The organism is Phenylobacterium sp., assembly GCF_030646615.1.
GTDB lineage: Bacteria > Pseudomonadota > Alphaproteobacteria > Caulobacterales > Caulobacteraceae > Phenylobacterium.
On sequence record NZ_JAUSLG010000069.1, the window covers coordinates 1 to 12403 of the forward strand.

14 protein-coding genes are annotated in these 12403 nt (G+C 67.5%); all 14 read left to right on the forward strand.

Annotated features, from left to right (window positions below):
* A partial coding sequence (gene rpsM, locus Q7S93_RS11950) for a 30S ribosomal protein S13 (protein WP_304714129.1) occupies window positions 1–319 on the forward strand: 319 nt, incomplete at its 5' end.
* A gap of 16 nt (window positions 320–335) precedes the next feature.
* The gene (gene rpsK, locus Q7S93_RS11955) at window positions 336–725 is read left to right on the forward strand and encodes a 30S ribosomal protein S11 (protein ID WP_183777088.1); all 390 of its coding nucleotides are present in this window, start codon (window positions 336–338) and stop codon (window positions 723–725) included.
* A 75-nt stretch (window positions 726–800) separates the two neighbouring features.
* A complete protein-coding gene (locus tag Q7S93_RS11960) occupies window positions 801–1820 on the forward strand; it encodes a DNA-directed RNA polymerase subunit alpha (RefSeq protein ID WP_304714130.1) in 1020 nt (339 codons plus the stop codon).
* Between the two features lie 182 nt (window positions 1821–2002).
* Window positions 2003–2416, forward strand: a complete 414-nt coding sequence (gene rplQ / locus Q7S93_RS11965; RefSeq protein ID WP_304714131.1) for a 50S ribosomal protein L17 — start codon at window positions 2003–2005, stop codon at window positions 2414–2416.
* A gap of 149 nt (window positions 2417–2565) precedes the next feature.
* On the forward strand, window positions 2566–3519 hold the full coding sequence (locus Q7S93_RS19055; protein ID WP_370652148.1) for a VOC family protein: 954 nt from the start codon (window positions 2566–2568) through the stop codon (window positions 3517–3519).
* Complete coding sequence (locus Q7S93_RS11980) at window positions 3516–3842, forward strand: ArsR/SmtB family transcription factor (RefSeq protein ID WP_304714132.1); 327 nt, start codon at window positions 3516–3518, stop codon at window positions 3840–3842. Before Q7S93_RS19055 ends, Q7S93_RS11980 begins: the two co-directional genes overlap by 4 nt.
* On the forward strand, window positions 3839–4303 hold the full coding sequence (locus Q7S93_RS11985) for an SRPBCC domain-containing protein (protein WP_304714133.1): 465 nt from the start codon (window positions 3839–3841) through the stop codon (window positions 4301–4303). The genes Q7S93_RS11980 and Q7S93_RS11985 overlap by 4 nt, the downstream gene beginning before the upstream one ends.
* Window positions 4304–4366: 63 nt before the next feature.
* On the forward strand, window positions 4367–5629 hold the full coding sequence (locus Q7S93_RS11990) for a TCR/Tet family MFS transporter (protein WP_304714134.1): 1263 nt from the start codon (window positions 4367–4369) through the stop codon (window positions 5627–5629).
* 87 nt (window positions 5630–5716) lie between these two features.
* Entirely contained in the window at window positions 5717–7132 is a 1416-nt protein-coding gene (locus Q7S93_RS11995) for a Do family serine endopeptidase (RefSeq protein ID WP_304714135.1), read from the forward strand.
* 90 nt (window positions 7133–7222) lie between these two features.
* Window positions 7223–7930 (forward strand): 2-phosphosulfolactate phosphatase, encoded by a 708-nt coding sequence (locus Q7S93_RS12000; protein WP_304714136.1) that lies wholly within the window; start codon window positions 7223–7225, stop codon window positions 7928–7930.
* Between the two features lie 164 nt (window positions 7931–8094).
* On the forward strand, window positions 8095–8976 hold the full coding sequence (locus Q7S93_RS12005) for a hypothetical protein (RefSeq protein WP_304714137.1): 882 nt from the start codon (window positions 8095–8097) through the stop codon (window positions 8974–8976).
* Between the two features lie 132 nt (window positions 8977–9108).
* A complete protein-coding gene (locus Q7S93_RS12010; RefSeq protein ID WP_304714138.1) occupies window positions 9109–10080 on the forward strand; it encodes a GNAT family N-acetyltransferase in 972 nt (323 codons plus the stop codon).
* Window positions 10081–10295: 215 nt separating this feature from the next.
* Complete coding sequence (locus tag Q7S93_RS12015) at window positions 10296–11615, forward strand: replication-associated recombination protein A (protein WP_304714139.1); 1320 nt, start codon at window positions 10296–10298, stop codon at window positions 11613–11615.
* Entirely contained in the window at window positions 11612–12385 is a 774-nt protein-coding gene (locus Q7S93_RS12020; protein ID WP_370652149.1) for an RluA family pseudouridine synthase, read from the forward strand. Before Q7S93_RS12015 ends, Q7S93_RS12020 begins: the two co-directional genes overlap by 4 nt.
* Window positions 12386–12403 lie beyond the last annotated feature (18 nt).

A 12403-nucleotide genomic window follows, 5' to 3' on the forward strand; every position in this document is an offset into this window, starting at 1 on the left:
CGCGCTTCAGTACATCCATGGCATCGGCCAGGCGAAAGCCGCCGAGATCGTCCAGAAGGTTGGCATCGAAGACGCTCGTCGCGTCAACCAGCTGACGGACGCCGAGGTGCTGCAGATCCGTGAAGCCATCGACCGTGACTACACGGTGGAGGGCGACCTGCGTCGCGAGACGGCGGTCAACATCAAGCGTCTGATGGACCTGGCCTGCTATCGCGGCCTGCGTCACCGCAAGGGCCTGCCGGTCCGTGGTCAGCGGACCCACACCAATGCGCGCACCCGCAAGGGCCCCGCCAAGCCGATCGCCGGCAAGAAGAAGTAATAAGAGAGCTTAGCCGATGGCCAAAGAACCGGCGCGCGTCAAACGGCGTGAGCGCAAGAACATCACCTCCGGCGTGGCGCACGTGAACGCCTCGTTCAACAACACCATGATCACGATCACCGATGCGCAGGGGAACACCATCTCCTGGTCGTCGGCCGGGATGATGGGGTTCAAGGGGTCGCGTAAGTCGACCCCCTACGCCGCCCAGATGGCCGCCGAGGACGCCGGCCGCAAGGCCGCCGAGCATGGCGTCAAAACCCTGGAAGTGAACGTTTCGGGCCCGGGTTCGGGTCGGGAATCGGCGCTGCGGGCGCTGCAGTCGGTCGGCATGACCATCACGACCATTCGTGATGTGACGCCGATCCCGCACAACGGCTGCCGTCCGCCCAAGCGCCGGCGAGTTTAAGGACTGGCGTTTCGCATCCCCCAACGCCGGCCCGCGTTTCGCGGCCGGCGATCCTGCGTTTAGGGACACCCATCCGTGATCGAAAGAAACTGGAACGAGCTCATCCGTCCCGAAAAGCCGCAGATCGAGACCGGTTCCGACGCCAGCCGCAAGGCCCGCATCGTTGCTGAACCTCTCGAACGCGGCTTCGGTGTGACGCTGGGCAACAGCCTGCGGCGCGTGCTGCTCTCCTCGCTTCAGGGCGCGGCCGTGTCCGCCGTCCAGATCGACGGCGTGGTGCACGAATTCTCGTCCCTCGAAGGCGTCCGTGAAGACGTCGTCGACATCGTCCTGAACATCAAGCAATTGGCCGTGCGCATGCACGCCGAAGGCCCCAAGCGCATGACCCTGCGCGCCACGGGCCCCGGCGTCGTCACTGCGGGCCAGATCGAGACCCCCTCGGACATCGAGATCCTCAATCCCGATCACGTGCTCTGCACCCTGGATGACGGCGCCAATGTGCGCATGGAGTTCACGGTCCAGACCGGCAAGGGCTATGTGCCGGCCGAGATGAACCGGCCCGAGGACGCCCCCATCGGCCTGATCGCCGTGGACGCCCTCTATTCGCCGGTCAAGCGCGTCGCCTATCGCGTCGAGCCGACCCGTCAGGGCCAGTCGCTGGACTATGACAAGCTGATCCTCGAGGTCGAGACCAACGGCGCCGTCTCGCCGGTTGACGCGGTGGCCTACGCCTCGCGCATCCTGCAGGACCAGCTGCAGATATTCATCACCTTCGACGAGCCCAAGAAGGCCGTGGAACAGGCCGACGGCAAGCCCGATCTGCCGTTCAACCCGGCCCTGCTCAAGAAGGTCGACGAACTGGAGCTTTCGGTCCGCTCGGCCAACTGCCTGAAGAACGACAACATCGTCTATATCGGCGATCTGATTCAGAAGACCGAAGCCGAGATGCTGCGGACGCCGAACTTCGGCCGCAAGTCGCTCAACGAGATCAAGGAAGTCCTCGCCGGAATGGGCCTGCACCTGGGCATGGATGTGCCCAACTGGCCGCCGGAAAATATCGAAGACCTCGCCAAGAAGTTCGAAGACCAGATGTAATACGCTTCTGCGCTGACTCCGGGCTGCTTCGGCGGCCAGGGCCCGAGGACGCCGCACCAGCGGTGGAGGGCCCCGGCGCTTCGTGATGACCCAGGCGGGAGCAGGCTGGGATTGATCAGACTGGGCGTCGCCACGCACAAGCGGGGCCGCCAAGCGGGCCGGTGAGCCCAGGAGACAGAGATATGCGCCACGGTTACGCACACCGCAAACTGGGCCGCACCAGCGCCCACCGGACGGCCATGTTCGCCAACATGGCCGCCAGCCTGATCAAGCACGAGCAGATCGTGACCACCCTGCCCAAGGCGAAGGAGCTGCGCCCCTTCGTTGAAAAGCTGGTGACCCTGGCCAAGCGTGGCGATCTTCACGCTCGCCGCCTGGCCATCAGCCGGGTGCGTGACGTGGAGCAGGTGGGCAAGCTGTTCGCCACCATCGGCCCGCGCTACGGCGCCCGCAACGGCGGCTATATCCGCGTGCTCAAGGCCGGCTATCGCTACGGCGACAACGCCCCCATGGCGGTGATCGAATTCGTGGACCGCGACCCGTCCGAAAAGGGCAAGGACAGCGGCCCCAAGCCTGAGGCCTATGGCGAGGACTAAGGTCCCGCACCTCCTGCTGATTTCCAGAAAGCCCCGGGCAGCGATGTCCGGGGCTTTTTCGTGGCCGGGACTCAGGGCCCCAGGATCATGCTTGACGATATGGTTGCGATAATGGTGAAATATTACGGCATTAGAGAAGGAAACCCGCCGTGGATGCCGCCCACCTGACCGCCGTCCCTATCTACCGCGATCCACGCCAGGCCCTCGGCTGGCTGGAGGCGGCGTTCGGCTTCGAGGTCACCACGCTGCTGACCGACGACCAGGGTGTGGTCGCCCATGCGGAGATGGGTTTTCACGGGGTCAGTATCGGCGTCGCCGGGCCCTGGGCGGGGGATGTCCTGGGGGCCGCGCGCATGCAGAGCCCGGCGGCTCTTGAGGGCCAGGCCACCCAGCTCTGCCGCATCGATCTGCCCAGGGCGGTGGACATCGACGCCCACTGCGATCGGGCCCGGGCGGCGGGTGCGCAGATCACCCAGGAACCGGAGGATCAGTTCTATGGCGCGCGGACCTACCGGGCCCTGGACCTCGACGGCCACGTCTGGACCTTCAGCCAGCAAGGCCGGAGCGTCTCGACCGCCGAGATGGAGGCCGCCACCGGCCTGAAGGTCGTGATGACCCCCGGTTCAGCGTCGGCCCCGGACGCGCCCCGCTCGGTGGTTACGCCCTATGTCTCCTATGCCGATCCGGCGGCGGCCTATGCCTGGCTGGAGCGGGCCTTCGGCTTCGAGCCGCGGATCTATGTCACCGACGATGAGGGGGGCCTGGTTCACGCCGAGATGGCCTTCCGCGACCACACGATCGGCGTCTCCAGGGCCTGGTCGGAGCGTCATGCCGTCCCCGGCGACGTGGGCGGCCGTAACACCCAGTCGGTGCATCTGCAGCTCCTCCAGGACATCGACGCCCATCACGCCCGCGCCGTCGCCGCCGGGGCCGAGATCATCCGCCCCCTGGAGACCCAGGCCTATGGGGACCGGACCTATCTGGCGCTGGACCTGGAAGGTCATATCTGGTCCTTCGGCCAGACGGTGGCGCCCATGTCGATCGCCGAGTGGGACGAGAAGCTCGGGACCCAGACCCGCCTGCGCCCGTCTGAGCCCCGATGAGCGCGGCCCTGGACAGGACGCTTGCCGCCCTGGCCGATCCCGCCCGCCGCCAGGTGGTGGAGCTGCTGCGCGAGCGGCCGCGGCCGGCCGGCGAACTGGCGCGGGAGACCGGCCTGTCGCCCCCGGCCATGAGCCGCCACCTCAAGGCCCTGCGCCAGAGCGGCCTGGTGGAGGACACTCATCCGGCCTTTGACGCCCGCGTTCGGGTCTACGCCCTGCGGCCTGAGCCCATGGTCGAGCTGATGGCCTGGCTTGAGGAGAGCGAGCGGATGTGGAGCCAGCAGCTCCTGGCCTTCAAGGCGCATGTGGAAGACCAGCCGTGACGTCCAAGGTCTATGTCGCCCTGCGGGTGAAAGCCTCGCCCACCCGGGCCTTCAGCGCCTTCGTGGACGAGATCGGCGCCTGGTGGCGGCCCAGTCCGCTCTTTCAGACCACGCCCCGCCCGCCAGGTCGGCTGGCCTTCGAGGGCGGCGCCGGGGGGCGGGTGACTGAGACCCTGGCAAGCGGCAAGGTCTTCGAGATCGGCCGTATCCTGCACTGGGCGCCGCCGGAACGGCTGGTGTTCTCCTGGCGCCAGGCGAGCTTTCCGCCGGACCTGCACACCGAGGTGGAGGTGCGGTTTGATCCCATGGGCGAGGAGACGCGGGTCAGTATCGAGCACCGCGGCTTCACCCGCGTGCCGGACGAGAGCGCGGCGCGGCACGGCTTTCCCGACCCGGTTCTTCAGATGCGCCTGGCCGACTGGTGGCGAAGCCAGTTGGCCGGCCTCGCCGCGCGGGTCTAAAGACGTTCAACCATTCAGCCCGGCGGCTCAGAGCCCGGGCGGCCGAGGGGTAGGGGACAAGGCGTGAGCGAACAGGTTCAGGCAGGTCAAAATTCAGTGGGGCAGGGACGGCGGGCCGCCTTCGGTTTCATCTTCGCCACGGCGCTGATGAACAGCATCTCGTTTGGCCTGATCATTCCGGTCCTGCCCAACCTGATCAAGGCCTTCACCGGCGGCGACACCGCCCAGGCGGCGGAATGGAACGTGGTCTTCGCCATCACCTGGGGCGCGATGCAGTTCATCTGCGGGCCTCTGCTGGGCCTGCTGTCGGACCGGATCGGGCGCCGGCCGGTCCTCCTGGTCTCGGTCTTCGGCCTGGCCCTGGACTTCCTGATCATCGCGGTGGCGCCCAGCCTCATGTGGCTGCTGGTGGGGCGGATCCTCAATGGGATGACGGCGGCCAGCTTCTCCACGGCCAACGCCTATGTGGCCGATGTCACCCCGCCGGAGGGGCGGGCCAAGGCCTTTGGCTGGATGGGCTCAGCCTTTTCGTTCGGCTTCCTGATCGGCCCGGCGCTCGGCGGCGCCCTGGGGGATATCGATCTTCGGCTGCCCTTCTATGTGGCCGCCGGCCTCTCGCTGTTGAACGGGCTTTACGGCCTGTTCGTCCTGCCGGAGTCCCTGCCGCCGGAGCGCCGGACGACCCGCTTTGACCTGGCCCGGGCCAATCCCCTGGGCTCGCTTCGCCTGCTGCGCTCCCAGCCCGACCTACTGGGCCTGGCCGGTATCGGCTTCCTGTTCCAGCTGGCCCAGACCGTCCTGCCCACGGTCTTCGTTCTCTATACCGGCTATCGCTATGGCTGGAGCCCCTCGGTCATGGGCCTGGCCATGATGGCGTCAGGCGTGGCGGGCGTGCTGGTCCAGGCCGTCCTGGTGGGCCCCGTGGTGGCCAGGATCGGCGAGCGCGGCGCGCTCCTGCTGGGCTGCGCGGCAGGAGCCGCGGGATTCGCCTGGTACGGCTTTGCGCCCACTGGCCTGCTCTATATGGCAGGCGTGCCGATCTTCGCCCTCATGGGCTTCCTGATGCCCGGCCTCCAGGGGCTAATGACCCGGCGGGTCGCCCCCAATCAACAGGGCCAGCTCCAGGGGGCCAATCAGAGCCTGCAGGGGATCGCCTCCATGGTCGGGCCGGCCCTATTCGGCCTCAGCTTCGCCTGGTCGATCCGCCATGCCGAGGTGCTGCAGGCGCCAGGCCTGGCCATCTATCTGGCCTCGGGCCTGCTGTTTGCCGCCCTGGTTTGGGGAACCCGGGTCGCCCGGGCGCCCCTGGCGATCGCGCCAGCCTGAGACCCGCCGCGCCCCGTGCTATAGGCGTCATCTTTGCGCCCGAAAGCTTCGCCAAAGGGCAAGGTTCGACAGTTCCACGGAGACGCCATGCGCGCCGCACGCCTGCTCCTTCCGGCCCTCGTTATCCTGGCCGCCTGTTCCGACCCCGCCAGCCGCAGCGCCGCCCAGCCGGCGCTGGCCCAGCCGACCCGCTCGCCGCCCGAGACGGCGGCGGACATGAAGACCTCCTTCGCCCCGGTCGTCCGGAAGGCCGCCCCGGCCGTGGTCAACATCTCGGCGAAGCGCCTGGTGCGCCGCCAGGCTGATCCCTTCTGGGACCTGTTTGGCATGGGCGCGCCGCGGGGCCGGGTGGAAGGCTCCCTGGGCTCTGGCGTCATCGTCCGCGCCGATGGGGTGATCATCACCAACAACCACGTGGTGGCTGGCGGGCAGGAGATCATCGTCGCCCTGGCCGACCGCCGGGAGTTTCCCGCCAAGCTGCTGCTGGCCGACGAGCGCACCGACCTGGCCGTCCTCAAGATCGAGCTGGGCGATGAACGCCTGCCGGTCCTGGCCATCGACGATTCCACCGACGCCGAGGTCGGCGACCTGGTCCTGGCCATCGGCAATCCGTTCGGGGTGGGGCAGACGGTGACCAACGGCATCATCTCAGCGCTCAACCGCACCGCCGATCCCAGCGGCGATGCGGCGGCTAGCTACATCCAGACCGACGCGGCCATCAATCCGGGCAATTCCGGCGGCGCCCTGGTGGACATGGACGGCGACCTGATCGGCATCAACAGCTTCATCGTCTCCCGCTCGGGCACCTCCAGCGGGGTCGGCTTCGCCATGCCCGCAGCCATGGTCCGCCGGGTGGTCGAGACCGCCGTCGGCGGCGGCCAGCGGGTGGAACGCCCCTGGCTGGGCGCGCGGACCCAGACCGTCACCGCCGAGATCGCCCGCTCCATCGGCATGAGCGCGCCGCAGGGCGTGCTGGTGGCCGACATCTGGCCGGGCGGCGCGGCGGCCCGCGCGGGCCTGCGCCAGGGGGACGTGATCCTCAGCGTCGATGACCAGGCGGTCAGCGATGTGGGCGGCCTGAACTATGCGGTCGGCACCCGGCGGCTGGGGGAGACCCTGCGTCTGGGCGTGCGGCGCGAGAACGGCGCCGCCGCCAACGTCAATCTGCGCGCCGAGGCGCCGCCGTCGACGCCCGCCCGGGACGAACAGGTGCTGAGCGGCCGTCATCCCTTCGATGGCGCCACCGTGGTGAACCTCTCGCCGGCCGTGGCCGATGAGCTGGGCGTCGATCCTTTCCAGGGGCCGGGCGTGATGATCGTCCGGGTGGGCCGCGGCTTCTCCCTGAACGCCGGCCTTCGCCCCGGCGACATGATCCGGAGCGTCAACGGCCGGGATATCCGCAATGTCCGCGACCTGATGGCCGCCGCCGGCGCCGAGGCCGGCGCCTGGCAGGTGACGATCCAGCGCAACGGCCAGGAGGTCACGGCGAACTTCCGGCTGTAGGCGCGGGAGCCCCCGGGGCTTGCCTTCAAGCCACCGTTCTAAACGTCTGCGGAGGGTGGCTAGCCGACCTGCGCCATGGCATCAGGGGGCATGGTTCAGGTTGTTTGCGAATGGGGATTGGCCGGCGTTGAGGCCTGGGCGTCAAAGGCGGCGGCATTTGTCATAGTCGATGTCCTGTCATTCTCCACGGCCGTTAGCGTTGCTGTCGATCGCGCCGCCTCAATCATCCCGTTCCCCTTCGGTGACCCGGAGGCCGCCGCCGCCGCCGCTCAAGCACGCGGTGCGATCCTAGCTTCCCCAAAGCGTGCTCTCGGTGGGCAGCTGAGCCTGTCGCCGTCGAGCCTGCGGAATGTCAGCGTCGGCGCGCGGATTTTGCTTCCGTCTCCAAATGGATCGCGCTTGTCGTTGGCCACCGGCGCCGTCCCCACATACTGCGGGTCGCTCCGCAATGCGGCGGCTGTTGCGAAAGCAGCCCGCGCCGCGGCGGGTGAAGGTGTGGTTGCGGTCATCGCCGCCGGCGAACGATGGCCAGATCAGAGTCTGCGGCCCGCTATTGAGGATTGGCTCGGCGCCGGTGCGATCATCAGCGCCTTGGAGGGGCTTGAGTCCTCAGAAGCTACGCTAGCGCGCGCATCCTACGCGGCGATTGGGCGAGGCCTCGGGCCGCTGGTGCGTGAGAGCATCTCCGGGCGAGAACTGATTGACCGCGGGTTCGGAGCCGACGTTGAGGTCGCGCTTGAAGTTGCATCGAGCAATGTCGTGCCGGTTCTGATCGACGGCGAATACAGGGCCCTGTGAGGCTCGACCAACCTCCGCTCAGGGGGCGGGAACTGCCATGACGGCGAGAGCCGAGAGGGACTTCGGCCCGCCCGGTCCGAAAGCAGACCTGCCGAACTGCCCAGAAGGGTGGTGACCCGCCGATCCGGCCGATAGCGTCACGTCTTGCCGGGGGAGCCTATGCAATGGTGACAGATTTTCTTGCGCTCGATGATCATCGGGCGGATGCGCTGATGCCGATGTTGGAACGCGCCGTGGAATTGGCGTCGTGCTGGCAGCTTCGCCAAATGCCACAGACGCTCCGAGGCGTCCGCGTGGCCCTGATTGTGGACGATGGGGGCTGGCGGAATACGACAGCCTTTGAACTTGGCGCCAAAGCGATGGGTGGCGTCTGCGTAGGTGCGCCGATCACGCTCCAGGGTAACGAGGCCGTTCGCGACCTCGCAGGATACCTCGACAACTGGTTCGACATCATTGTCGTCCGGACCCCAGATCTCTCCCGACTGCGCCAGCTTGCCGACGCCACGCGAGCGCCAGTCATCAACGCCAGGACACGTAGCAACCACCCCTGTGAGACGTTGGGCGATCTAGCGTTCGTTCTCGCCAACAGGGGTAAGTTGGAGAACCTCCGCGTCGCCGTCGTCGCCCCTGACGACAACATACTCGGATCCTGGGCCGAGGCGGCGGCTGCCTTGCCAATCAGCGTTGCCCAGATATTCCCCGACCGCTGGCATGCTAAGCGCTTCAGCCACATCGAGCGCTTCTCGGCGACCTCTGATCTACGAGCGCTTACATCTGCGGACGTTGTGATCACCGACTGCTGGCCGAAGAACGCTGATGCTGGCGAGTTGCTAGGCTACCAGGTGACCGAAGGCCTTCTCGAACGCTATGCACCTCTAGCGTACTTCATCCCATGCCCGCCCGTTACGCGGGGCCAGGAAGTTTCGCCGGAGGTGATGGAGGCTCCGAACTGTATGGTGGTTAAAGCCAAGGCTTATCTGTTGCACGCCCAGAACGCACTGCTTGAGAGTATGGCCGCGACAGCGGACATCGGCCATCCGATCTGACAGGCGTTCGCAATAGGTTGTCAGTGGGACCCACACCAGACCGCGTGGCAGCCGCCGTAGTCAAGCCGAGGTCCGGCCGTCTTCAGCATCGGCGCGAGGTGTGCAGCGGACATGTCGTACGTGAGATTTGGAATGGCTGATCCTGACAGCGCTCCCGCACACTCAGGCGAACAACTCGGCGTCAAAATGTCGCCAAGTCGGCGGCCCTATATGGGGGAGAGCGACCTTCAGACCTTGCTCCACTTCGCCAGCCGGTCGCTCACTGAACGCTTTCCTTTGGCTTCGACATGGCATCCAGGCGACGTCGCCTGGGAACTGCGTGAACAGTACAGCTCACGGCAGCCTATCCGGCTGTGGGAGCAGGATGGCGTAGTGGAGGCGGTCGCCTGGTCTGTGGGGCCAGGACAGTTTTGGCTGGAGACCACGCCGGCGGGCGAAGGTTGGCTCCCGGACATCATCGGTTGGGCGGAGAGCGCGGCGCTGCGAAGACAAACCGGGGTCAAGGCGCCGACCGTCTCGGTGCGCGTATTTGAAGGCGACCGGCTGCGAATTGCAGGGCTGTCGCGATTGGGATTCAAGCCCGTTGGGCCTGAGAGCGTCCATTTCGAATTTGATCTAACAGGGCCGCTACCCGAGGTCCCCGTTCCTCCTGGCCTTGCGCTGCGCGATGGCGTTGGCATCGACCCGGAGCAGCGGGCAGCCTCCCATCGTGACGCCTGGAGTGCGCTGGACCATATCGGGATCGAGAACGCCCGCTCGACCTTTTCAGCGGCCGCGTACGAGAGCCTTCGTACCTCACCGGTCTATAGGTGCGAACTTGATCTCATTGCAGTGGCGTCTGATGGGCGTTTGGCCGCGAACTGCATTTGCTGGGCAGACGCGCCGTCGGGAGTCGGGATTTTTGAGCCGATGGGGACGCATCCTGCTTTCCGCGGCCGCAGGTTGGCTCGGACGCTGCTGGCTGAAGGGCTGCACCGCTTACGCGACATGGGGCATCGACGGGCGCGCATCTCGACAGCGCATTTCAACACCTCTGCGGTAGCGGCCTATTCCAGCATGTTTCAACCGCTGGATCGGTCCTTCTGGTGGGCAAGAACGCTCTGAGCGGCGGACGACAATTCTCGCAGGGCAACGAAGTGTGCGTCCGCAACGCGGTGAACAGCCGGGAGCCTGCCTCCGACTTGCGACCTTTGCCGCCGATCGCCAATGCGCCCTGTGATGAGGATCGGCGCAGTGACGCCGGCCGACATCCGCGCCGCAGGACTGTCGCGCCCCAAGTGGTTGCGGCGAGGGCGCCCGGCATTTGCTATGAGTCGCCGATGGCCGATCTCTTCGAAGCCGCCGGGCTGACCCCGCACGCGCCCTCGCCGCTGGCTGACCGCCTGCGTCCGCAAACTCTGGGCGAAGTGGTGGGGCAGGACCATCTGCTGGGGGAGGATGGCCCCATCGGCCGCATGGCCCAGGCTCACCGTCTGGCGTCGATGATCCTGTGGGGGCCGCCCGGCACCGGCAAGACCACCATCGCGCGGCTGCTGGCGAAGGCGGCGGGCTATGAGTTCCAGCAGCTTTCGGCGGTCTTCACCGGCGTGGCCGACCTGAAGAAGGCCTTCGAGCAGGCTCGCGCCCGCCGCCTGGCCGGCCAGTCGACCCTGTTGTTCGTCGACGAGATCCACCGCTTCAACCGCGCCCAGCAGGACGGCTTCCTGCCCTTTGTGGAGGAGGGGATCGTCACCCTGGTGGGCGCCACCACCGAAAACCCGTCCTTCGAGCTGAACGGGGCGCTGCTGTCGCGCTGCCAGGTCTTCGTGCTCAAGCGCCTGGACGACGAGGCGCTGACTGCGCTGCTGGCCAAGGCCGAGGCCTTCGAGGGCCGCGTCCTGCCGCTGGAGCCCGAGGCCCGCCAGGCCCTGGTGGCGCTGGCCGACGGGGATGGCCGCTACCTGCTGACGCTGGCCGAGACCCTGTTCAACATCGGCACGGCCAAGGCGCTGTCGACCAAGGAGCTGGGCGCCATCCTGCAGAAGCGCAGCCCGGCCTATGACAAGGACCGGGAGGAGCACTACAACCTCATCTCGGCCCTGCATAAGTCGATCCGCGGCTCGGACCCGGACGCCGCCCTCTACTGGCTGGCCCGCATGCTGGCCGGCGGGGAGGACCCGCTCTATCTGGCCCGTCGTCTGATCCGCACGGCGGCCGAGGACATCGGCGCGGCCGATCCCATGGCGCTGGTCCTCGCCAACGCCGCCAAGGACACCTACGACTTCCTGGGCAGCCCCGAGGGGGAGATCGCGCTGGCCCAGCTGGTGGTCCACCTGGCCACCGCGCCCAAGTCCAACGCCGTCTATATGGCCTTCAAGGCGGCCCAGAAGGCGGCCAAGGCGACGGGCTCCCTGATGCCGCCGGCCCATATCCGCAACGCGCCCACCCGGCTGATGCGCGACCTGGGCTATGGCAAGGGCTACGCCTACGACCACGACACTGAGGAAGGCTTCTCCGGCCAGAACTACTTCCCTGACGAGATGGAGCGGCCGGTCTTCTATCGCCCGAAAGGCGAGGGCGCCGAGGGGCCGATCAAGGCCCGCCTCGACCGCTGGGCCGCGATCCGCAACGGCAAATCCCAGACTGGAAAGCAAGAGTGAAGCGTTCGGCCGCGCCGCGCCGCGCCGCTGTGGTCCCGACCCCGATCCGCCTCTCGGACGAAGAGGTCGCCTGGGTGCGGTCCATGGTCATCTACGAGGACGACGACCTCCTGGCCCTGAACAAGCCATCGGGGCTATCCAGCCAGGGCGGGCGGGGGCAGGTCCATACGCTGGACGAGCTGCTGTTCGCCTTCGCCAAGCCGGGCAAGGCGCGGCCACGGCTGATTCATCGGCTGGACCGCGACACCTCCGGCGTCATCCTGACGGCCAAGACCAAGCCGGCCGCCTCGGCCTTGGGCAAGGCGATGATGGCCCGGCGGTTCGGCAAGACCTATCTGGCGGTGGTTACGCCGGGGCCGCCTGATCCCCCGGCGGGTCTGATCGACAAGCCGATGCGCCGCGAAGAGGTGGGCCGCGAGGCCTATATGCGCATCTGCGCCCCCGACGCCGAGGGGGCTGAGAGCGCCCAAAGCCACTACCGCACCCTGTCCGTCGGCGCCGGCGCGGCCCTTCTAGAGCTGTCTCCCCGCACCGGCCGCATGCATCAGCTGCGGGTTCATCTGGCCTCGGTCGGCCGGCCGATCGCCGGGGATGTGCGCTATGGCGGCGCGCTGAGCCTGGGCGGCCAGGCCTGTTCGCGGCTGATGCTGCATGCCGCGGCTCTCGACGTACCTCTGGCGGATGGCGCGCGACGGCGCATCACGGCCCCGCCGCCGGCCGATATGAGCGCTTTCTGCGCAGGTCTGGGTCTGGTGATCCCCGCCGTCTGACCGCGGAGCGGAACAGCG